This window comes from Mesorhizobium sp. DCY119 (assembly GCF_003590645.1).
Lineage (GTDB): Bacteria > Pseudomonadota > Alphaproteobacteria > Rhizobiales > Rhizobiaceae > Mesorhizobium_M.
In genome coordinates, this window is the sequence record NZ_CP031834.1 from 1802209 (window position 1) to 1823827 (window position 21619).

A 21619-nucleotide genomic window follows, 5' to 3' on the forward strand; every position below is an offset into this window, starting at 1 on the left:
TTACAAATCACTGGATGGATTTTGCGGCAGCGATAATCTGCGCGCAAAGCAGGAGAGATGGATGACGCGAATCTACGGCATGGTCGACAGTGGCAATTGCTACAAGCCGCGGCTGCTGCTGGCCAAGCTCGGCCAGACCTTCGAGCATGTAGAGGTGAGTTCGCACAATGGCGCGACGCGCTCGGCGGACTACCTGGCGAAAAACCCGAACGGCATGGTGCCGCTGCTTGAACTGGAAGACGGACGGCTGCTGGCCGAGTCGAACGCGATCCTGCTCTATTTCGCCGAGGGCACGCGGTTCCTGCCGTCTGACCGCTATCTACGCGGGCAGGCCTATCAATGGCTGTTCTTCGAACAGTACAGCCACGAGCCTTACATTGCCGTGCGCAAGGCGCTGCTGACGTTTCCCGAACGCGCGAAGGACGCGACGCCGGAGCGTCTGGCCCTGACGCTTGAACGCGGCAACAAGGCGCTCGGCGTCATGGAAAAGCATCTGGCCAAGAATGCATTCTTCGCAGGCGATGCGATGAGCGTCGCCGACATCGCGCTTTATGCTTATACGGCCGATGCCGGCAAGGGCGGCTTCGACCTTGGTGCCTACCCAGCGGTGTCGGCCTGGCTTGAGCGGGTGAGGGCGGACCCGGGGCACGTATCGATCGACTGGCTGCCTTGAGGAAGGGATCAGCCGGTCATTCCCGGCAGGCGAGCCGCCAGAGTATCGATCAACAACCGCATCCGTGTCGGCAGATGCGGAGTCCGCGGCCATAGCGCGGAACTGTCAAAGACCAGAGGATCGATGTCTCGCAAAACGGGCACGAGTTCACCGTCGCGAACGCGATCCCGTATGAGCCAGCATGGCAACCAGGCCAGGCCCATGCCGGCCGTTGCCGCATCGGCAATCGCATCGAGATCATCGAATTTGATACGGCTCTGAAGCGGCAGTTCGTAGCTTTCACCGCTGATGCTGCGGAAGCGCCATGATCTGATCCGGCCGCCGAGCGAATAGACAACGGTATCGTGATCCGCGATCTCGGCGAACGTTGCGGGACTGCCCCGCTGTTCGAGATAGCGGGGTGAGGCGCAGATGGTCATGCGCTGGCGAGCGACCCGGCGCATCATCAGCCCGGCATTGTCGCGCACCGGGCCATTGCGGATTGCAAGATCGTAGCCTTCTTCGACGAGATCGACGGTCCGGTCGGTGAAGGACGCTTCCAAGTCCAACTTCGGATACTGTCGCGCCAGTTCCATGAGGACGGGCACGACGCAACGCCTGCCGAACAGAACCGGCACGCTGATCCTGATGCGGCCGGCCGGTTCGTTGCGGCCGGTCTCGATGGCGGTTTCAGCGGCTTCGAGTTCCCGCAACGCCCGCAAGCAGCGCTCATAAAAAACCTGGCCGTCGTCAGTCAGGTTGAAGACGCGGGTGGTGCGATGGCATAGCCGGACGCCCAGGCGCCCTTCCAGCCGGACGACGGCCTTGCCGACTGCCGAGCGCGACAGGCCCAGTCGTTCGCCCGCGGCTGCAAAGCCGCCAGCCCCGACGACGGCGACAAACTCCTGAATGCCGGAGAGACGATTTGTCATTCTGCACTCCATTGTATCCCAATAGGATACAATGAGAAGACAAATTACCGCCACTGGAGATTTTTGAGATCACCTATGTTTCTGCCGAACTCCATTTTCGGAGTGCAGCATAGGGAAATTGCAGATGACCGCCTTGATGAAACATTGGTCGATTGACGCGGCCGGCCGGGAAAACCTCAAACTTGTCGAGAGTCTGATCCCGACGCCGGGGCCTGCGGAAATCCTGGTCCGGGTTGCTGCTGTCTCGTTGAACTATCGCGACAAGCTGCTGGTGGACGACGGCTTTGGACTCCAGCGGATGGTCACGCCGCTGACGCCCGGCTCGGACATGGCAGGGAAGGTGATCGCCGTAGGCTCGTCGGTCGACAGGTTCCAGCCGGGTGACCGCGTTATATCGACGTTCATTCCGGGCTGGATCGATGGGGTCGGTCCCGGCAATGCACGCCAGCCCACTCACGGATCGCTTGGCGGCGGCTACCAAGGTGTTCTGGCGGAATATGTCGCGCTCAATCAGGAGTGGGCGGTCAAGGTTCCTGGAGGCCTGAGCGATGTGGCTGCGAGCACCTTGCCTTGCGCCGGCCTCACGGCCTGGACCGGGCTTGTCGAGCGCGGGAACCTCCATTCCGGCCAGACCGTCCTGGTGCAGGGGACGGGCGGTGTCGCGCTCTTTGGTGCGCAGATTGCGCTGGCGCATGGCGCCGAAACGATTGTGATATCGGGAAGTGACGAGAAACTGACGCGGGCCAGGGAACTGGGCGTCCATCATGCCATCAACCGCAACAAGCATGACTGGGTCGAAGAGATCTATCGCATCACCGGTGATCGAGGCGTCGACCACATTCTCGAAATCGTTGGCGGCGCGCATCTCGACCAGTCGCTGCGGGCCGCGGCGGTTGGCGGTCGCATCTCACTCATCGGGGTTCTGGAAGGTTTTGAGATTTCCGGCGGCTTCGCGTCTTTTGCGCAAAAGCGCCTCGTCGTGGAAGGGATACAGGTGGGACATCGCCGGGCGCTGGAAGATTTTGCCCACGCTGTCGAAATGAATGGCATCAAACCTGTCGTCGACGCCGAGTACGGGCTTGTCGATCTGCCGGCGGCACTCGATCATCTGACGCGTGGGCCGTTCGGCAAAATCGTCGTCACCGTGAACTGAACTGCGGACAACAAAAAGGCGGGGAGTTACCCCGCCTTCCGCGCCCAAAACAGGCTGATCTGGAATTCATTGACCAGGTCTGGCGGCTATCTGCCGCTTCAGCTCCTGGCCTTGACCTCCGGCGCGCTTGTCGCGCGGCCGCCAGTACATCCGTGACTTGCCGTGCGCTTCGAACCTTTCAGTCCGAGGCGCGCGTAAAATCAGCCGGCCTTGGAAAGAGAACCAGCAGACGACTTGCCGGTGCGGCGGTCCTGCTCGATCTCGAAGTTGATCTTCTGACCTTCGACGAGGTTCGACAGACCAGCGCGCTCAACAGCGGAGATGTGGACGAAAACGTCCGCGCCGCCTGCGTCAGGCTGGATGAAGCCGAAACCCTTGGTCGAGTTGAACCACTTTACGGTGCCAGTAGCCATTTTATATTTCCTTGCGTTTGCAACGTTATTTAACCAAGCGAACTTGGTCGCCTTGTATCGAGATTTTGGAGATAGACGTCAGCAAACGCGAATAAATCGCGGGACTACCATATCGATCGGCCGAAATATCAACGGGGCTGATATAATGCGTATTGCTCGCCAGCACAAGAGCCAGAGAAGATGATCGTTCACCGGGATGTGATCGGCCCGCATGAGCACTTCCGTCGATCCCGCTCGTTCCTGTCTATAGGAACACTTGGTGATGCATGCGCAGGGAGGTGACTTTGAAACGTGTTTTGCTCGTTCTTTGCCTGTCTTTGATCGCGGTCGAGGCGCAGGCGATTTCTCGCTATACCTCTACCAGCATGAGTTGCGGCGAGGTTCAGGCCACCGTCCGGCGCGATGGTGCTGCGCTGTTGCGTTATCGTTCGGAGCGCAATCCTTCAATCCTGCGCTATGACCGCTATGTGGCGGATCGCCGGTTCTGCAAAAGCGATGAAAGCGCCGAGACCGTCTTCGTTCCGACGGCCGACCGGTCCTGTCCGGTGCGTCGTTGCGAGCGGGTGGACCCGGAGGATCGCTTCATGATTCTGCGCCGCGACTGAGAGGCCGCTCGCTAACTCTACCCTGCCGGTCATCTGACGCAGTTTTCTGCGCTTCCGGTGCTCACGTACCTAAATGTACGCTCCGCTCCGGTTCTCGAAAACCACGCCATATGCCTCGGCAGGGCGAGTTATCAAACGGCCTCTAAGCAACCAAAGCTTCAGAAACCAAAAGACGCCTGTGCGGACGGTGGCGGGCCGACCCGCACGCCTTCCATGGTCAGAAGCTTCTCCTTGGTGGCCGAGCCGCCGGGAGCCGAAAAGCCGCCGATCTTGTTGCCGGCTGCAAGAATGCGATGGCAGGGCACGACGATCGGCACCGGGTTGGAGCCCAGCGCCTGGCCCGTTTCGCGCGCCAGCCCGGTGTGGCCTGCGCGTTGGGCCAGCTCGCCATAGGTCGTCGTCTCGCCGAAACCGAGCTTCCGCGCCGCGTCGTAGATCGCCAGCCGGAAGTCGTCGATGCCTGCGAGGTCGACCTTGATGTCGGAAAAATCCACCATCTCGCCAGCCGCGTAGCGCGTGATCTCATCGACCGCGGCAACGATGTTCGCCGGCAGATCGCTCGCCGTCTGTTGCGAAGGTTCGCCGGACTGTGAGATTCGCGACATCGTCGCCAGCAGCCGCCTTTCGGTGGCGGCGCGGTCGCGCTCGGGCAATTGCACCCGCGTCAGGCCCTGCTCGCTCCAGGCGATTCCGATCCAGCCGATGGCGGTTTCGAAGAGATGATAGGGTATGGTCATCACGTTTTTGTCCAAAAAACCGAGGTGTTTCATACCACAAAAGCCGCCTGGTACAAAGCGGGAACATCCCGTTATCAGTGGACTGCGCGAAGCCTCCTGACAGACTGGCGGATGCAGTTGCAACCGGGCCGTGTTGCCGAAACGGTGCGGCTGATGTATGGGGTTTCCAATCGTTAACAATTGATTTGCAGACAACGAGCGCGGCTTTGCCTTCTTTTCTGAGATTTCCTCTCGTTGCAGCGGTGCTGTCGCCCTTGGCGCTAGCGGCCTGCGCGACGACTGGAGAAGACACGGCAACAAGCCTTGCCATGGCGCCGACGGTCGATCTGGCGCTGCCTGACACCGTTTCGATCTTGCCGAGTTCCTATACACAGACGGTGGCGCGCGAAGAGGCCTATCCGGCCGAGACCGTTACGGCCAATGCCTTCGCCACGCCGGATACGCCCGCTGGCCCGGTCACTGCGCAAAGCGGTACCGTGGTGGACAAGCTCATCACCAAATACGCCGCGATCTATGAAGTGCCGGAAACGCTGGTTCGCAGCGTGGTCAAACGCGAGAGCACCTTCAATCCGCGCGCCTACAATCGCGGTCACTGGGGCCTGATGCAGATCAAGCACGCGACTGCGCGCGGCATGGGCTATGACGGCCCGGCGAACGGCCTTCTCGATGCCGAGACCAATCTGAAATATGCGGTGAAATATCTGCGCGGGGCCTATCTGGTGGCCGGTGGCGACCACAGACGCGCCGACCGCCTCTACCAGACCGGCTACTATTACGATGCCAAGCGCAAGGGCCTGCTGGAAGAGACGGGCCTGGGCACGGATCGCCGCCGCATGCGCCGCCCGGACCCGGCGCCTGAGATGAACCCGATGGCAGGCGGCTTAGGCCCCGAGCCGATCCCTGGCGCCGCCAATACTGCGCCTGCGGCTATTCCCGCCACGGCGCCGGTGTTTCCTCCCGCGCCAACGCCGCTTCCTGCCGCTGCACCGGTTCCGAAGCCGGCTGCCGCTCCCGGCGCTGCCTGATACCTAGACGCCCTTCGTTTCAGCATCCGATTTGGTCGGCAAGCGGATTTCCGTTTTCGGCGTGATGCGGTAAGTCGGCATGGTCCGAATGCAAGGGGATCGCATGCTCACGCTTCACCATCTCAACAATTCGCGCTCGCACCGCATTCTGTGGCTGCTGGAAGAACTCGGGCTCGAATACGACCTGGCTCTCTACCAGCGCGACTTAAAAACCATGCTGGCGCCGCCTGAGCTGAAAAACGTCCACCCGCTCGGCAAGGCCCCGGTACTGACGGACGGAGAGCTGACGGTCGCTGAATCTGGCGCGATCATCGAATATCTGCTCGACCGGCATGACGACGGCACGCTGCGGCCTGCACCGGGCGCTCCCGAGCGCGTGCCCTATCTTACCTTCATGCATTTTGCCGAAGGTTCGGCGATGCCGCCGCTGCTCTTAAAACTCTATTTTTCGCGCATGGGTGAGGCGGCTGCCGCCGTCCTCCCGCGCATCGATGGCCAGATCGCCGAGATCCTGACCTTTCTGGACGGTGAGCTTGAGAACCGCGATTTCTTTGCCGGTGACGACTTTACCGCCGCCGACATCCAGATGAGTTTTCCGCTGGAAGCCGCTGTGGCGCGCGGTGGGCTCGACCATCGCTTCCAGAACCTCACCGGCTTTCTCCAGCGCATCCATGCGCGACCGGCCTATCAGCGGGCCGTCAAACGTGGAGGAGCGGTAACGCTGGGGCGCTGAAATCATGGCGGATGAGCAGGTGGTGCGGTTTCGCCGCGACCTCGACGCCGATTTTCCCGCGCCAAAATGGCCGGCTGGGTTCTCGATGCGGACTTTTAGAGCCACCGATGCCCAAAGCCTGCACACGCTGCTGAGCGAGGTGTTCGACGATGGCGAGGAGGGTCCTTTCGACACCTGGTGGCAGAAAGTGTCGAACGATGCCGAGTTCGACCCGTCGCTGTGCTTCCTGGTGTTCGACGGCGACGACCGGCTCGTTGCGGCAGCCTTATGCTGGACCAGTGCCTATCTGAAGGACCTTGCCGTGCGCCCGGAGGCGCGCCGGCGCGGGCTGGCCGAAGCATTATTGCTGCAGGTCTTCGGCACGTTTCAGGCGCGTGATGCGGCTCATGTCGATCTGAAGACCGACCTCGTCAAAAACCCGGATGCCGTACGGCTCTACGAGCGGATGGGCATGCGCCGCGTTCCGCTCGAAGGCTGATTGCGTCGCTCAGGCAGCCAGCGGCAGACGGCCCAAAATGCTGTTTTTCTTCTGCAGGAAGCGCAGGAGCCGGTCGTTGTAGTCGGGCACGACGGCGTTTTTTACCGAAGGGCGCGCGGCCAGCGCCTCGCGCCATTTCTGCACCTTGGGCAGGCCGTCGAAAACCTCGAGATCGGCGAGGCGGTCGATGACTTCGAAATAGCGAAAGGCCGGGGCGAAGACGGCATCGACGATGGAAAAATCCTTGCCGGCGAAATAGGGGCCGTCGCCAAGCTCGCTTTCGACGCGCGCGAGCTTTTCCTTTAGCGCCACGCGGGCTGCGTCAAAGGCGGCCTGATCGCTCGTCACTTCCAGCGTCCAGATATCGCCGAGCACCGCCGAGCCGAACTCCATCCAGGCGCGATGGCGTGCCCGCGTCACCGGATTGGCCGGGTGCAGGGCAGGCGGGTTGGTCTCATCGAGATATTCAACGATGGCAGCGCTTTCGAACAGCACGTCGTCGCCGACCTTCAGCAGCGGAACCTTGCCGCGCGGCGAGATTTTCAGGAACCATTCGGGTTTGTTTTCGAGATCGACGTCGACGCGCTCGAAAGGCACGTTCTTCTCGGCCAGCACGATGGCGGCGCGCTGCACATAGGGGCAGAGGTCGAAGGAGATCAGGGTGAGGTTCTTCGTCATGACGGGAGCTCCGTGAACTGGATGCATTTGCATCTAATTAAGCGGGCGCCCATGTTCTGTCAATCTTGATGCAGATGCATGAAATCAACTATGTGTGAGAGATGGACAGACAACCGGACGACACGACCATCGCGGCCTGGATCGGCCTTTCGCGCGCGCAGCGCGTGGCAACGGCCAGCATCGAGGCGCAGCTGAAGGCGGCGGGCTTTCCGCCGCTTGCCTGGTATGACGCGCTTTGGGAACTGGAACGCGCCGGCGGCGAGGGGCTTCGGCCCTTCGAACTGGAGCGGGCGCTTCTGTTCGAGCAGTACAATCTTTCGCGGCTGATCGACCGTCTGGAAAAGGCCGGGCTGGTGGCGCGGCGTGCCTGCCCGGACGACAAGCGCGGCCAGGTGCTGGCGATCACGCCCGAGGGTTTGACCCTTCGCCGCGATATGTGGGGCGTCTATGGGCCGGCGATCGAGGCGGCGGTGGGCGCGAAGCTCGATGCGGGCGAGGCCAAGGTGTTGGCAGGATTGCTGACCAAGCTCGCCATAACTTCTGCGTGAAGCGCGAACGTCAGAACGGCTTCCGCCTATCTTTTGCCGTTCACGCTCCCTCCCTCGCTTCCATGGACAGACGCACAGCAATTGCCCTTCTTGCCACCGCCGCGATGCCGTGGCCGGCTTTCGCCCAGACGCCGGCGGAGCCTGCAACGCCGCGCCCGCTGCCGGATCTGCTTGATGAAGCCGAGCGGCTGACCTCGCTCAAGACCGTGCTGGTCATGCGCGGCGGTGAAACGATTGCAGAACGCGGCTATCGCGGCAATTCGCTGACGGCTCCGACCAACATCAAGTCAGCTTCGAAATCCATCGTCTCGGCGATGGTCGGCATCGCCATCGACAGGAAGCTGTTGCAAGGGCCGGACCAGAAGATCGCGCCGCTGCTGCGCGCCGATCTGCCGGCCAATGCCGATCCGCGCATCGAGGATATCACCGTCGGCAATCTGCTTTCCATGCAGGCCGGGCTGGGGCGCACTTCGGGGCCGAATTACGGGCGCTGGGTTTCCAGCCGCAACTGGGTGCGCACCGCCCTTGCCATGCCATTCGACGACGAGCCGGGCGGGTCGATGCTTTATTCCACCGGCTCGACGCATCTTTTGTCGGCGATCCTGACGCGCGTTGGCGGCAAATCCACGCTGGCACTGGCGCGCGACTGGCTGGGGCCGCTCGAGGGCTTTCGCATCGCTGCCTGGGACCGCGACCCGCAAGGCATCTATGTCGGCGGCAACCAGATGGCGATGAGCGCCCGCTCGCTGGGCAGCTTCGGCGAACTCTACTGCAACGGCGGCAAGACGCCCGAAGGCCGGCAGATCGTGCCGGCGGCATGGGTCGAGCAATCCTGGCAGCCGCGCACCACTTCGCGCTTCAACGGCGATGGCTACGGCTATGGCTGGTTCCTGCGCGAGCTTGGCGGCCGGCCGGTCAGCTATGCCTGGGGCTATGGCGGGCAGATGCTCTACATCGTGCCGTCGCTGGAACTCACCATCGTCATGACCTCGGCCGAGGACAACCCTTCCGCCCGCACCGGCTACCGCGACGACCTCCACGCGCTGGCAAGCGGCATCATCGAGGCCGCTGCGGCGACTTGAAGCGCGGCATCGCCGCACTTGCCTGCGACGGCGCGATGCTGTCTCCTCCTCCATGAAAAGAGGAGGCAGCTATGACTGACTGGAAACGCGAAGGCGGATGCCGCTGCGGGCAAGTGCGCTTCAAGGTGAGTGCCGCGCCGCTGGTGACCATGGCCTGTCACTGCACCGGCTGCCAGAAGATGAGCTCCTCGGCCTTTTCGCTGTCCGCTGCCATCCCCGCAGACGGTTTCGAAGTGACGCAGGGCGAGCCGGTGATCGGCGGGCTGCACGGCGCGACGAAACACTATTTCTGCCCGCATTGCATGAGCTGGATGTTCACGCGGCCGGAAGGCATGGACTGGTTCGTCAACCTCCGCTCGCCCCTGCTGGACGATACGAGCGGCATGGCGCCCTTCATCGAGACATGGACCAGCGAAAAGCTGCCCTTCGCCCAGACCGGCGCCCCGCACAGCTACGAGGCCCTGCCGCCGATGGAGGCGTATGAGGGGCTGATGAAGGAATATGTGGAGTGGACGGGGAAGTGAGTGACCAGCCGTAGAGGGCCCGTGTCGCAGTATCGCCTGGCTTTTTTCAAAGAACATTTTTCTTGGCTCATGACTCGCTTTCTCGACCCGGCTTCGCCGGTCGAGGCATGACGAGGGAAGACGGGCGGTCGTCGGATCGCTCGTTTTTGTATTATTATTGCGATCTTTGGACCGCCCGTTCAGTGCTCTTGTCCCGCTCAGTCGCCTCCACATTCGCGTAGCCAGCCGCCGCCAAGACCCGGGCTTAGGGGCTCATCACCCAGCAGCGCTACCGTCGCGCCACCAGCCCGGACACTGCCGTCCCCCACGCTCATCCGGTTCATGACCCGTGTTCCCGGTGAGGACGATGGAGGGATTATCGATCAGTCTGAAAGGGTGTGGATAAAAAAACTCGTTTTCGGTATCGTCTGACAATAAAATCAATGACTTGTACCGAATGCACCGTGAATTTTATCCTCCGCCCGCGTTAGATATCCGGCGCGTTGCCGATGCGGGTCTTGAGGTCGAGCGCCCAGGCGCGGCCTTCGTCGCCGCCCCAGAGAAGCCAGGCGATGTAGCCGGCCGAGGGGTTTTCCTCATTGCCGAAATTCTTGGCGCGCTTGTCGACCTCGTGACGGGCGAAATAGCTCACCATGCGATTGATAACGGAAGGCTGGAGCGCACGCCGCGCGACCAGCTCCTGCGCCCGCGCGAAGCCGATCTCCGTCCCGCCGCGTCTGAATTTAGCGCGAAAGGCGAGGCCTTTGGCGGCGTTGTCGGCGACGGATTGGGGTGGGACGAGGGAGATGAGGTTGTCGGGTTTCATGTGCGTGCTGCCTCGTCTACCGGAGTGACTTTGAGATGTATCCGACGATGTTCCAAGGTTCCATAACTTCGCGGCCGGCAGCTCGACGCTCCCTTCTCCCCTTGTGGGAGATGATGAGGCGGGCCTTCGTGCGAATTGCTAAAAAGCTCGCTGTAATCCAGCTTTCGTCGCTTGGACAAACATCAAGAATTCTCGTCCAGCGTCGGTAAGTTCCACGCGATCTCCTTCGATCCGAGCTAAGGTGTTTATTTCAAGATAGCGAAACCAGGTCGAGAACGTCACGTCCTTATAGAACTCAGCATGTTCCTTCTTGACGCTCTCAAAGTATTGCTCAGCGTCGTTCAGTGACAAACTGCCACCTGCCAAATGGAGTTGGTGAAGACCTTGGATTTGGCTCCCAAAGATATTGGAGAAGACAGCTTCAAATGCACTCTTGATTCGTGCCGATGCAAGCTGCTCGATCAGAACAGGAAGCTGTTTTTCGGGGACAATGGTCTTGAGGTCGTGGAGGATGCTTTCTTCTATCGCCTTATGCCATGATGAATGGTTTGGGGATGTACTTAGCACGAGTTCCGTTGTGGAGCGCGTAGTCGCATCTGTAACCTGTGGTTGAAATGTAACGCCGGTCGGACCAGCCGATAGCATGTCCTTAATCTTATTTCTGATTTCAGCTCGAAAGATCAGCGCCAGTAAAACTATGGCGAACGGCCATGCTACTCCAACCACGAGGGTCGTAACCGCTTTGAAGACCTCAAGCCACGCGACGCCAACAAACCATCGCGCAAAAGTTTGAAGCGCCTCCATACGAGTTACCTTTCATTCTTGGTGCAATCCGAGCTGATCTGAGTCGCTCGTATTTATACAGAAAGAAAAGAATTTTTTACTCGTTAAGAGCTTGAGGTTTATATCAAAAATACTCCTGCAGCGGCCGAACCTCCAAGCTCCCCGCCCTCAATGCCGCAATCGCCTCCGCCACCGCTGCCATACCCGCCAGCGTCGTATAGTACGGCACCTTCTGCATCAGCGTCGCGCGGCGGAGTGATTTGGAGTCCGAGACGGCTTTCTGGCCGTCGGTGGTGTTGAAGACGAGCTGGACCTGGCGGTTGCGGATGGCGTCTTCGATGTGGGGGCGGCCTTCGAGGACTTTGTTGATCTTTTCTGCGGCCACGCCGTTTTCGGCGAGGAAGCGCTGGGTGCCGCCGGTGGCGAGCACCTTGAAGCCTTGTTCGGCGAGGCGCTTGACGGCGGGCAGGATGCCTTTCTTGTCCTCGTCACGCACCGACACGAACAGGGTGCCCGAGCGCGGCAGGTCGACGCCGGCGCCTAGCTGCGCCTTGGCGAAGGCCAGCGCGTAGTCCCGGTCGAGGCCCATGACCTCGCCCGTCGAGCGCATTTCAGGTCCGAGCAGGATGTCGACGCCGGGGAAGCGGGCGAAGGGGAACACGGCTTCCTTGACCGCGATGTGGCCGGGGTTGCGCGCGTTCGGCTTTTCGCCGTAGGCGGCGAAGGCGTCGTCCAGCGTCTGGCCGGCCATGATGCGGGCGGCTACCTTGGCGATTGGCTTGCCGATGGTTTTCGCCACGAAAGGCACGGTGCGCGAGGCGCGCGGGTTCACTTCCAGCACATAGATGGTGCCGTCCTGAATGGCGTATTGCACGTTCATCAGGCCGCCGACTTTCAATGCCCTTGCAAGGGCGGCAGTCTGGCGCTCCAGCTCGTCGACGGTCTCGTCGCTCAGCGAATGGACCGGCAGCGAGCAGGCACTGTCGCCCGAATGGATGCCGGCCTCCTCGATATGCTCCATGATGCCGGAGACGAAGGTGTTGCTGCCGTCGCACAGGCAGTCGACATCGACCTCGATGGCGTCGGTCAGATAGGTGTCGAACAGCAGTGGGTTCTTGCCCAGCAGCGTGTTGATCTGGCCGGTCTTGTCGTTGGGGTATTTCTGCTTGATGTCCTCCGGAACCAGGCCGGGCACGGTGTCGAGCAGGTAGGTCTGCAGCATCTGCTCGTCATGAATGATCTGCATGGCGCGGCCGCCAAGCACATAGGACGGGCGCACGACCAGCGGGAAGCCGAGCTCGCCGGCGACCGTGCGCGACTGCTCGACCGAATAGGCGATGCCGTTCTTGGGCTGGGCGAGGTCGAGCTTCTGCAACAGCTTCTGGAAGCGGTCGCGGTCTTCGGCCAGGTCGATCATGTCCGGCGAGGTGCCGAGGATCGGGATGCCGGCCTTTTCCAGCGCTTCCGCCAGCTTCAGCGGCGTCTGGCCGCCGAACTGGACGATGACGCCGTGCAGCGTGCCGGCGGTCTGCTCGGCGCGCAGGATCTCCAGCACGTCCTCGGCGGTCAGCGGCTCGAAATAGAGCCGGTCGGAAGTGTCGTAGTCGGTCGACACGGTTTCCGGGTTGCAGTTGACCATGATCGCTTCATAGCCGGCCTCGCGCAGCGCAAAGGCGGCATGGCAGCAGCAATAGTCGAACTCGATGCCCTGGCCGATGCGGTTGGGGCCGCCGCCGAGGATGACGACCTTCTTCCGGTCGCTGACTTGCGCCTCGGAGCGCGTCTCGCCGGCGAAGGGCACTTCATAGGTGGAATACATGTAGGCCGTGGGCGAGGCGAACTCGGCAGCGCAGGTGTCGATGCGCTTGTAGACCGGGTGGACGCCGAGCTTCTGGCGCTGCTTCTGGACATCCTGCGCCTCTTTCTTCACCAGCGAGGCGAGGCGGGCGTCGGAGAAGCCCATCGACTTCAGCATGCGCAGATTGGTGGCGTCTTCCGGCAGGCCGTGCTCGCGGATGCGCGCTTCCATGTCGATGATGCCGGCAATCTGCTCGAGGAACCACGGGTCGATCTTGCACATTGCGTGCACGTCTTCCAGCGAGGTGCCCATGCGCAGCGCCTGGGCGACCATGCGCAGCCGGTCGGGCGTCGGCGTGCCCAGCGCCGCACGGATGGCGTTCTTGTCCTCGCCGTGCGCAAGGCCGGGAATCTCGATCTCGTCGAGGCCGGTGAGGCCGGTTTCCAGCCCGCGGAGCGCCTTCTGCAGCGATTCCTGGAAGGTGCGGCCGATGGCCATGACCTCGCCCACCGACTTCATGGCGGTGGTCAGCGTCGGCTCGGCGCCGGGGAACTTTTCGAAGGCGAAACGGGGAATCTTGGTGACGACGTAGTCGATGGACGGCTCGAATGAGGCCGGCGTCGCGCCGCCGGTGATGTCGTTCTCAAGCTCGTCCAGCGTGTAGCCGACGGCGAGCTTGGCGGCGATTTTGGCGATGGGGAAGCCGGTGGCCTTCGAGGCCAGCGCGGAGGAGCGCGAAACGCGCGGGTTCATTTCGATGACGACGAGGCGGCCGTCGGCCGGGTTGACGGCGAACTGCACGTTGGAGCCGCCGGTCTCGACGCCGATCTCGCGCAGCACCGCGATCGAGGCGTTGCGCATGATCTGGTATTCTTTGTCGGTGAGCGTAAGCGCCGGGGCGACGGTGATCGAATCGCCGGTGTGGACGCCCATCGGGTCGAGGTTCTCGATGGAGCAGATGATGATGCAGTTGTCCGCTTTGTCGCGAACCACCTCCATCTCATATTCCTTCCAGCCGAGCACCGATTCCTCGATGAGGACTTCGGTGGTGGGGGAGGCATCGAGGCCGGAGCCGATGATATCGAAGAATTCGGTGCGGTTATAGGCGATGCCGCCGCCGGTGCCGCCCATGGTGAAGGAGGGGCGGATGATGGCCGGCAGGCCGACATGGTCGAGCGCCTGGGCAGCGATCGCCATGGCGTGGTTGATGTAGCGCTGCTTGCGGTCGCCTTCGCCGAGGTTCCAGGCGGTTTCGAGCGCGTCGAGGGCTGCGTCGAGATCGGCGGGATTGGCGGCTTTGACGGCAGCGCGCTCGGCCTCGTGCTTCTTGCGGTCGGCGTCCTTGACGTCGGAAGCGTTGGCCAGCATCGATTTTGGCGTCTCAAGCCCGATCTTGGCCATAGCCTCGCGGAACAGGGAGCGGTCTTCGGCCTTGTCGATGGCGTGGGCATCGGCGCCGATCATCTCGACATTGTAGCGTTCCAGCACGCCCATGCGCCGCAGCGACAGGGCCGTGTTGAGCGCGGTCTGGCCGCCCATGGTCGGCAGCAGCGCGTCGGGGCGCTCCTTGGCGATGATCTTTGCGACGACTTCCGGGGTGATCGGCTCGATGTATGTTGCGTCGGCCAACTCCGGGTCGGTCATGATGGTGGCCGGGTTGGAGTTGACCAGGATGACGCGAAAACCTTCTTCCTTCAGCGCCTTGCAGGCCTGGGTGCCGGAGTAATCGAACTCGCATGCCTGCCCGATAACGATTGGACCTGCGCCGATGATCAGGATGGACTTGATGTCGGTGCGTTTTGGCATTTTTGCTCGGTCCGTTCGTGGTCGCTCTGCGCAAAAGACCGGCGCGGGAATGCCCGGCCGGTGCGCATCAGAGTCTGTTGTCAGGCTAAGGGCGCCTTATAGGCAAATGATTGGGCGGTTGTAACCCCGAAAATAGCGAGAATGCATCGATATTCAGGTGATGGCGGCCTGCGAATAGCGGCTTTCTGCGCTTCCGGTGCTCACGTACCTAAATGTACGCTCCGCTCCGGTTCTCGAAAGCCACTATTCTCGACTCGCCCTGACCTGAATCTCGACGCATTCTAAGGTGCGCGGCATCACTGCTCGTAGGTATAGGAGGCGCACATTTCTTCATTGCTCGACGGTGCTTCGTCGCCTGTGAAGACAGCTACGAGAGAGCGGCCGCCATCATCCCAATTTGCGATGTAGGTGACTGCGCCGGATCCGCATAGGCGGTTGCCGTTTTCGAGTATCGGGTCGCCCGGGTGACTAACTTGATAGACAGATGCTGGAACTTCCTCGCCATCGACGATGAAGGTGTCGCTTACGAGCCCCGAGAAGCTCAGCGTTTTGCCGTTCTCAAAGGTAATGCTGAAGTCATCGAACTGAATGTCGCCGGTCACGCTCATCGCGGTGTTGCTCACTGCCACGTAAGAGTCTTCATCGGTATAGGCGTGTGCCGTGACGACGGAAGATGTGGATATGAGTGCGGCCAGCAAGGCAGTCTGAAAAGTTTTCATGTCACGCTGTTACTGGGAAACCGCCGCCATTTCCAGTCGCCTGAGGCCAAGTAGTAACGCGACCTGAATCTCGACGCATTCTGATGCGCGGAACATTATGCGGGAGCTTAATACATAAGGGAAATAGGCGGTTGGAGAGGGGCTGTGCCCCTCTCCGTCTCGGCTTCGCCGAGCCACCTCTCCCCATTTCATGGGGCGAGGAACCCAAGTCCTGAAATGTGGCTGCCTCGCAGAATCTAGGTTCCTCTCCCCGCTTGCGGGTGGCTCGGCGAAGCCGAGACGGAGAGGGGGAGTTGGCGCGGTGCTCAGCCCTGCTCGAGCGCCAGCGCTGCATCCTGGGCTTCGGCGATCTTCTGCACCATTGGAAGGCTGACCGCTGCGGTGATGATCGAATCGAGCAGGCCGGGGAAGCGGGCGTTGAGGTCGTCGCGGCGCAGCGTGATCAGCCGGGTGGTGCCGACGGCTTCGGTGCGGGTGACGCCGGCTTCGCGCAGTTTGGCGAGGTGGTAGCTGATGTTGGTCTTGGAGCCGAAATCGGTGAACTGCATGCAGATGGTGGGCTGGCCTTCGCGCAGCGCGAGATAGCCGATGATGGCAAGCCGCGTCTGGTCGCCGAGCACGGCCAGCACATTCGGCAGTGAAATCTGGTCGGCGGTGGGATGGGGCAAGGTCATGGCTGAAAACTAGCTGCGCAGGCGTTCCGGTTCAATGCTTTGTCCGTCCTCCTGACATCAGGCTGACAGGAAGCATGTGCGACCACATTGACATGGCAGGCAATCAAGTTCAATAGTTCAATAACATTTGAACTAAGGATCGGTCCTATGGACAAGCGTCTTATCTGGCTGGCGGTCGGCTCCTTCACCATGAGCACGGTCGGCTTCGTGTTTTCGAGCCTGCTGCCGTTCATCGCAGCCGACACGCACACCACCATTCCAAAGGCCGGCTATCTCATCACCGTCTTCTCGCTTTCCTATGCCATCGGGGCGCCGCTGCTTTCGGCACTTGCGGGGGCTGCTGACAGGCGGCGCGTGCTAACGGCCGCGATGCTGACCTTCGTGGCCGGCAACGCGATTGCGGCGACCAGCGTATCGTTCACGACATTGCTGCTTGCCCAGATCGTCATGGGCATGGCCAGCGGCCTGTTTGCCGCCACTGCGCAGGCGACCGCAGTCTCATTGGCCGGGCCTGAGCATCGCGCCCTGGCGATTTCCGTGGTGGTGGGCGGCACGACTTTCGCGGTGGCGCTCGGCGCGCCACTGGGCGCGCTGATTGCTGCGGTTTGGGGCTGGCGCGGCACATTCGGTGCGATTTCGGTGCTGGCGCTGGCTTGTGCGACCGTACTGTGGTTCCGCCTGCCGCGCGGGCTGTCGGGAACAAAGCTGACGCTTGGCGAGCGCTTCAGCATCATCGGCCGGGCCGGTATCGCACCATCGCTGGTGGTAACCTTTCTGTACCTCGCCGGCGGTTTCATGATCATCTCCTACCTGGCGCCGCTGGCGATAGATGGGGCAGGGCTGTCCAGGCTCTCCTTGCCGGGCCTGCTGCTTGCCTTCGGCGTCGGTGCAGTGATCGGCAATCTGTCCAGCGGCTATCTTGCCGATCGCATCGGCGCGACACGGATGGTCGTGGGTTCGCTCGTGGCTTCGGTGGCGATTGCGCTGGCCATAGCGTTCGGCCTGCATCTCCTGCCGCACCACCTGGCCGGGCCACTGCTGATCGGCATCATGTTGCCCTGGGGCATCATTGGCTGGGCGTTCCCGCCGGCACAGGCAAGCCGCATCGTCGGCTATGCGCCCGAGGTTGCCCATCTGACGCTCTCACTCAATGCCTCGGCGCTGTATCTCGGCATCGCGGCAGGCACGGCGCTTGGCGGGCGGGTTCTGGAATATGCCGCGCCGGCTGATCTCGGGTACGTCGCTGCCATCTTCCCGGTGGCAGCGCTTGCGGTGCTTTATGCCGGGCTGCGCTCGCATCGCCGGTTTGTTGCGACGACTGCTACGCCGGCGGAATAGCGAGAATCAGGCCGGCATGAAGCCTGTGCGCAGAGCATAGGCCCATTCTGGCCGGCCTGTTTGCTCGGCCTGTCTCGCCGCACTTTCCCAATCATAGGTCACGGCAAAGAACTCGAAGTGCATCGTGCCATCGGCGTCGATCTCGACCGTGCCATAGCGCGCGTGCGGCGAACCTTGTTGCGAAGCGTGCGCCGGTTCGGTGTCGTCGAAATAAGCGGGCTCGCCGACGCTTCCGGGATTGAAGATCATTCGGCCGTCCGAAAGCTGGAGAAGTTCAGGGCGGTGGCTGTGGCCGCAGAGCAGCAGTTTGTACGACGGATCGAGCTGGCCAAGCCTCTTTTCGATCGCCACCAGCGGCGCGCGCACGAGATGGCCGTCGACGATGGCGTCGGCAAGGTAGCGTTCGTCATGGTCGGGTCTTGCATGGAAGGCGAGTACCGACGGCGCGATCTCCAGTTGGAGGGGCAGGGCGGCGAGTGTGTCGCGCTGTGGCGGCGTCAAACGTTCGCGGGCGAAGCGGTCGGAGGGCCACATCTTGTCTGAGACTTCCTCGGCGACGCGGCGATCGTGATTGCCGCGCACGGTCGGTGCGCCGAGCTTTTCCAGGCGCTCAAAAGTCTCGCGCGGCCACAGCGGGCCTGAAACGCAATCGCCGAGATTGACGGTCAGGTCGGCACCGCCGCGTTTTTCAAGGTCGGCGAGGACGGCGTCGAGTGCGACGACGTTGCCGTGAATGTCTGCGATAACCGCTATTTTCATGAGCCGACTCCAGATGCCGGCACTCTTTTAGCTGCCGCAATCGGGAATGTCAGTGGCTTCAGCCGAGAACGAAATCGAACAGCAGCTTTATGTTCAGCAGCGCGATGACGACCGCAATCAGCATGGCGAAGGCGGTGAGATAGCGCGGCGCCACGAGCGCGCCCATCTTTGCCTTGTTTGCGGTGAACATAACCAGCGGGAATACGGCAAAGGAAAGCTGCAGGCTGAGCACGACCTGGGTGAGGATCAGCAGTTTCGCCGTACCGCTGTCGCCGTACCAGATGGTGACGCCGGCCGCGGGGATGATGGCGATGGCCCGCGTGATGAGGCGGCGCAGCCATGGCGGCAGCTTGATGTGGAGAAAGCCCTCCATGACGATCTGGCCGGCAAGCGTCGCCGTCACCGTCGAGTTGATGCCGCAGCAGATCAGCGCGATGCCGAACAGGGTCGGCGCGATGGCGAGACCCAGCAGCGGCGCGAGCAGGGAATGCGCCTGGCCGATCTCGACGATGTCGGTCTGGCCGGCCTTGTTGAAGGTTGCTGCCGCCAGGATCAGGATCGCGGCGTTGATGAGCAGCGCAAACATCAGCGCGACCGTGGAATCGATGGTGGCGTATTTCAACGCCTGGCGCTTTTCCGGCACGGTGTCGCCATAGGCGCGGGTCTGCACGATGCCGGAATGCAGATAGAGATTGTGCGGCATGACGGTGGCGCCAAGGATGCCGAGAGCGAGATAGAGCATTTCCGGGTTGGTGACGATCTCGGTTGTGGGGGCGAAGCCCCGTATGACGCCGCCCCAATCGGGATCGGCCAGCGCGATCTGCACGGCGAAACAGGCGGCGATGACGCCGAGCAGCGTGATGATGAGCGCTTCGACCCAGCGGAAGCCGAGTTTCTGGAGATAGAGGATGAGGAAGACGTCGAGTGCGGTGATGAGCACGCCGATTTCCAGCGGAATGCCGAAGATCAGGTTGAGGCCGATGGCCGTGCCGATGACTTCGGCAATGTCGGTGGCGACGATGGCGATCTCGGCCATGAACCACAGCACATAGGCGACCGGCTTGCCGTAGGCGTCGCGGCAGGCCTGGGCGAGATCGCGGCCCGAGCCGATGGCGAGGCGCGCGCAGAGCGCCTGCAGCACGATCGCCATGATGTTGGAGACGAGTGCGACCGTGAGCAGGGCGTAGCCGAACTTCGAGCCGCCGGCGAGCGAGGTGGCCCAGTTGCCGGGGTCCATGTAGCCGACGGCAACGAGATATCCAGGGCCGACGAAGGAGATCGCCCGACGCCAGCCTGGACCGCTGGTTCTGACGGCGATGGAGCGATGGACGTCCGAAAGGGATGCCTCGCCGCGCGGCTGGCGCCAGCCGAGGTCTTCCATCGTGCGGGGCTTGAAATCCATTCCTGGCTCTATGGCTGAGAATTCTTGCAATTGCAAATCATTCTCAAAATGGCTTGAAAACATCACAAGCGCAAGTGGTGGTGTCGGAATATTTTGACGCAGTAGAGAACGTGCTTAGGCAATGCTGCGGAAGGTACTGCAATTGCCCGGAACGACGGCGGATCTATCGCATATGGGTACTCTGACGGACTTGAGCGGTGTTCTACCCCCACCCCTAACCCCTCCCCACAAGGGGGAGGGGGACTTTGCGGGCGGCCATGCCGCACGAAACCATCGTTGATCGGCACCTTGAGAGTATGCCAGCGGATTCCCCTCCCCCTTGTGGGGAGGGGTTAGGGGTGGGGGTCTTTTCATACGCGATAGCTCCTCGGAACGACGGCGAGGATGGCGCGTTGGTGCTAGCCGGAATGTTCCGGCCTCAGCGTGGAGGAAAAATCATGGGCGTCAAGGAAGCACCGACCGCAAAGGGCAAGGCCGCCGCCAAGGGCCTCAAGCAGGCCACTGCCAAGGAAGAACGCAAGGTGGAGGCGGAGACAGGACACGAGCTGAAGAAGGGCGAAAAGCGCTTCGAAGAGCGCTCACGCAGTTCGGACGGAAAGAGCGCCGGAACAAAGCAGAAGTAGGTGGTCTGGTCCTTGGGTTGCGAACGGTTCGCTAGAGCTCGATCAGCGTCTTGAACCCGCCATAGATCATGCGCTTGCCGTCGAAGGGCATCGAGTGCGGATCGTCGATCTTGAGGCGGGGGTCGGCCATCACCTTTTTGTTGATCTCGTCGCGGGCCTCGCGCGATTCGTAGGTGATCCAGGAGAAAACGATCGTTTCGCCTTCCTTCTGCAACACTGCGCGCGGGAAGGACGTGACTTCGCCATAGGGCACATCGTCGGCTACCGTCTCGACGAAGGAAAGCGCACCGTGATCCTTCCAGATTTCGCCGGCCGTCTGCGCCATTTGCTTATAGTCCTCCAGCTTCTCGGTTGGCACGGCGAGAATGAAACCATCGACATATGGCATTGGGTCAACTCCTCCTGACAAACTTACTGTGTTCAACGGCTTGAGAGAGGGCGAAGTTCCGCGGGCGTCTTATGGAGACTAGCGCCATCAGATCTTGCGGGCCAGCATCTGGATTGGCGCGATCGAGCCGGCGGCAAGGGCTGCCATGACATTGCCCAGCCGCTGCGGTGTCGCGGGACCCATCAGCGTGTGCAGGCTGAGTGGAGGGGCGCCATTTTTGGCGGCGTTTTCGCGCATTTCGCGACCGAGCGTCAGGGCCATCTGACGCCGGTTCTTTTCGGTCACGATCATAAGACCGGCCTTGGTCAGGAGATTGCGGTAGGTGGCGGGTGCCTCGACGAAGCTGGTTTCCAGCGTGTCGGCCCAGGGCATCGGGTAGGGCAGGTCTTCGCCGCTGACATTCATGATGTCGTAGACGCCGAATACGCCGCCCTTCTTGAGAATGCGATGGACCTCGCGGAACGCGCCGGCTTTGTCGCCGATGTTCATGCCGACGTGGATAAGGGTGGCGCGGTCGAAGCTGGCGTCTTCGAAGGGAAGGGACAGCGCGCTCGCCTGCCGGAACGACACCAGATCGGCGAGCCCGCAGCGCCCGGTGAGCGAGGTCGCGACGCTGACATACTCGTCAGTGACGTCGACGCCGACGACGGTGCAGCCGTGATGCTCGGCAAAATAGCGCGCCGGTCCACCGATGCCGGCACCGACATCAAGCAGTTTCATGCCCGGCGAAATGGCAAGGTCGTTGGCCAGATCGATGGTGGCAGCGAGCCAGCCGAGGTGGAACTCGTCGGCGCCGGAAAGGTCTGCGGGGTCGAGGCGGTCAACATCCTTTCCGGCTGTCTTCAGCGCGTCGAGGATCGCGCGTTCAAGCGCGCCGTGGCTGTAGTGCCTCGCAACGTCCTCCTCGGTGGTCATATTTGACCTCGCCTGAAAGCCGGCTGGGTTTATCGCATTGAAGCTACTC

General features: G+C 61.9%; 23 protein-coding genes and 1 pseudogene. 11 read left to right on the top strand and 13 right to left on the bottom strand.

Translation table 11 applies throughout. The features are described 5' to 3' along the window. Positions 1-61: 61 nt before the first annotated feature. Positions 62-673 carry a glutathione S-transferase family protein gene (locus DZG07_RS08760; protein WP_119816042.1) on the top strand — a complete coding sequence of 204 codons (612 nt, stop codon included), beginning with the start codon at positions 62-64 and terminating at the stop codon, positions 671-673. Between the two features lie 8 nt (positions 674-681). On the opposite strand, the gene DZG07_RS08765 is transcribed toward DZG07_RS08760, so the two are convergent. Continuing rightward, a complete protein-coding gene (locus DZG07_RS08765) occupies positions 682-1584 on the bottom strand; it encodes a LysR substrate-binding domain-containing protein (RefSeq protein ID WP_119816044.1) in 903 nt (300 codons plus the stop codon). A gap of 124 nt (positions 1585-1708) precedes the next feature. On the opposite strand from DZG07_RS08765, the gene DZG07_RS08770 reads away from it, so the two are divergent. Continuing rightward, positions 1709-2737: an NAD(P)-dependent alcohol dehydrogenase gene (locus tag DZG07_RS08770; RefSeq protein WP_119816047.1), complete on the top strand. Its 1029-nt coding sequence runs from the start codon at positions 1709-1711 to the stop codon at positions 2735-2737. A 200-nt stretch (positions 2738-2937) separates the two neighbouring features. Here DZG07_RS08770 and DZG07_RS08775 read toward each other — a convergent pair whose 3' ends face one another. After that, positions 2938-3150: a cold-shock protein gene (locus DZG07_RS08775; protein ID WP_091913209.1), complete on the bottom strand. Its 213-nt coding sequence runs from the start codon at positions 3148-3150 to the stop codon at positions 2938-2940. A 278-nt stretch (positions 3151-3428) separates the two neighbouring features. On the opposite strand from DZG07_RS08775, the gene DZG07_RS08780 reads away from it, so the two are divergent. Further along, positions 3429-3755 carry a hypothetical protein gene (locus DZG07_RS08780; RefSeq protein WP_348626420.1) on the top strand — a complete coding sequence of 109 codons (327 nt, stop codon included), beginning with the start codon at positions 3429-3431 and terminating at the stop codon, positions 3753-3755. A 158-nt stretch (positions 3756-3913) separates the two neighbouring features. On the opposite strand, the gene DZG07_RS08785 is transcribed toward DZG07_RS08780, so the two are convergent. Continuing rightward, positions 3914-4492 (bottom strand): methylated-DNA--[protein]-cysteine S-methyltransferase, encoded by a 579-nt coding sequence (locus DZG07_RS08785; protein WP_119821540.1) that lies wholly within the window; start codon positions 4490-4492, stop codon positions 3914-3916. A gap of 479 nt (positions 4493-4971) precedes the next feature. Between DZG07_RS08785 and DZG07_RS24185 the strand changes: the two are divergent. The 3 genes and pseudogenes from DZG07_RS24185 to DZG07_RS08800 form a co-directional block, all read left to right on the top strand. After that, a pseudogene (locus DZG07_RS24185) lies at positions 4972-5307 on the top strand (lytic transglycosylase domain-containing protein); the annotation flags it as partial. Positions 5308-5620: 313 nt separating this feature from the next. Continuing rightward, positions 5621-6250, top strand: coding sequence for a glutathione S-transferase (locus DZG07_RS08795; protein ID WP_119821542.1), 630 nt, complete (start codon positions 5621-5623; stop codon positions 6248-6250). A 4-nt stretch (positions 6251-6254) separates the two neighbouring features. Beyond that, the gene (locus DZG07_RS08800) at positions 6255-6728 is read left to right on the top strand and encodes a GNAT family N-acetyltransferase (RefSeq protein ID WP_119816053.1); all 474 of its coding nucleotides are present in this window, start codon (positions 6255-6257) and stop codon (positions 6726-6728) included. A gap of 9 nt (positions 6729-6737) precedes the next feature. Here DZG07_RS08800 and DZG07_RS08805 read toward each other — a convergent pair whose 3' ends face one another. After that, on the bottom strand, positions 6738-7406 hold the full coding sequence (locus DZG07_RS08805) for a glutathione S-transferase family protein (protein ID WP_119816056.1): 669 nt from the start codon (positions 7404-7406) through the stop codon (positions 6738-6740). A gap of 101 nt (positions 7407-7507) precedes the next feature. Between DZG07_RS08805 and DZG07_RS08810 the strand changes: the two genes are divergently transcribed. The 3 genes from DZG07_RS08810 (at position 7508) to DZG07_RS08820 (ending at position 9560) form a co-directional block, all read left to right on the top strand. After that, positions 7508-7954, top strand: a complete 447-nt coding sequence (locus DZG07_RS08810) for a MarR family transcriptional regulator (RefSeq protein ID WP_119816058.1) — start codon at positions 7508-7510, stop codon at positions 7952-7954. Between the two features lie 62 nt (positions 7955-8016). Continuing rightward, positions 8017-9036 carry a serine hydrolase gene (locus DZG07_RS08815; RefSeq protein ID WP_245429607.1) on the top strand — a complete coding sequence of 340 codons (1020 nt, stop codon included), beginning with the start codon at positions 8017-8019 and terminating at the stop codon, positions 9034-9036. A 71-nt stretch (positions 9037-9107) separates the two neighbouring features. After that, positions 9108-9560, top strand: coding sequence for a GFA family protein (locus DZG07_RS08820; protein WP_119816061.1), 453 nt, complete (start codon positions 9108-9110; stop codon positions 9558-9560). Positions 9561-10026: 466 nt separating this feature from the next. On the opposite strand, the gene DZG07_RS08825 is transcribed toward DZG07_RS08820, so the two are convergent. From DZG07_RS08825 to DZG07_RS08845, 5 genes are all read right to left on the bottom strand, one after another. Then, entirely contained in the window at positions 10027-10365 is a 339-nt protein-coding gene (locus DZG07_RS08825) for a hypothetical protein (RefSeq protein ID WP_119816064.1), read from the bottom strand. A 138-nt stretch (positions 10366-10503) separates the two neighbouring features. Further along, entirely contained in the window at positions 10504-11169 is a 666-nt protein-coding gene (locus DZG07_RS08830; RefSeq protein WP_119816067.1) for a hypothetical protein, read from the bottom strand. Between the two features lie 103 nt (positions 11170-11272). After that, positions 11273-14752: a carbamoyl-phosphate synthase large subunit gene (carB, locus tag DZG07_RS08835; protein WP_119816070.1), complete on the bottom strand. Its 3480-nt coding sequence runs from the start codon at positions 14750-14752 to the stop codon at positions 11273-11275. A gap of 296 nt (positions 14753-15048) precedes the next feature. Next, complete coding sequence (locus tag DZG07_RS08840; RefSeq protein WP_119816072.1) at positions 15049-15471, bottom strand: hypothetical protein; 423 nt, start codon at positions 15469-15471, stop codon at positions 15049-15051. 305 nt (positions 15472-15776) lie between these two features. Next, on the bottom strand, positions 15777-16145 hold the full coding sequence (locus tag DZG07_RS08845) for a helix-turn-helix transcriptional regulator (protein WP_091913186.1): 369 nt from the start codon (positions 16143-16145) through the stop codon (positions 15777-15779). A 147-nt stretch (positions 16146-16292) separates the two neighbouring features. Between DZG07_RS08845 and DZG07_RS08850 the strand changes: the two genes are divergently transcribed. Continuing rightward, entirely contained in the window at positions 16293-17483 is a 1191-nt protein-coding gene (locus DZG07_RS08850; RefSeq protein WP_119816075.1) for an MFS transporter, read from the top strand. A gap of 6 nt (positions 17484-17489) precedes the next feature. Here the strand turns inward: DZG07_RS08850 and DZG07_RS08855 are convergent, their stop codons facing one another. Together DZG07_RS08855 and DZG07_RS08860 are read right to left on the bottom strand one after the other, a co-directional pair. Beyond that, positions 17490-18242 (bottom strand): metallophosphoesterase family protein, encoded by a 753-nt coding sequence (locus tag DZG07_RS08855; protein ID WP_119816078.1) that lies wholly within the window; start codon positions 18240-18242, stop codon positions 17490-17492. A 58-nt stretch (positions 18243-18300) separates the two neighbouring features. Next, positions 18301-19644: an Nramp family divalent metal transporter gene (locus DZG07_RS08860; protein ID WP_091913180.1), complete on the bottom strand. Its 1344-nt coding sequence runs from the start codon at positions 19642-19644 to the stop codon at positions 18301-18303. Between the two features lie 437 nt (positions 19645-20081). Here DZG07_RS08860 and DZG07_RS08865 point away from each other — a divergent pair, with 437 nt between their 5' ends. Continuing rightward, positions 20082-20267, top strand: a complete 186-nt coding sequence (locus DZG07_RS08865) for a hypothetical protein (RefSeq protein ID WP_119816081.1) — start codon at positions 20082-20084, stop codon at positions 20265-20267. Between the two features lie 31 nt (positions 20268-20298). Here DZG07_RS08865 and DZG07_RS08870 read toward each other — a convergent pair whose 3' ends face one another. Continuing rightward, positions 20299-20655, bottom strand: a complete 357-nt coding sequence (locus DZG07_RS08870; protein ID WP_091913176.1) for a DUF1428 domain-containing protein — start codon at positions 20653-20655, stop codon at positions 20299-20301. A gap of 87 nt (positions 20656-20742) precedes the next feature. Further along, positions 20743-21570: a methyltransferase domain-containing protein gene (locus DZG07_RS08875; protein ID WP_119816084.1), complete on the bottom strand. Its 828-nt coding sequence runs from the start codon at positions 21568-21570 to the stop codon at positions 20743-20745. Between the last annotated feature and the right edge of the window lie 49 nt (positions 21571-21619).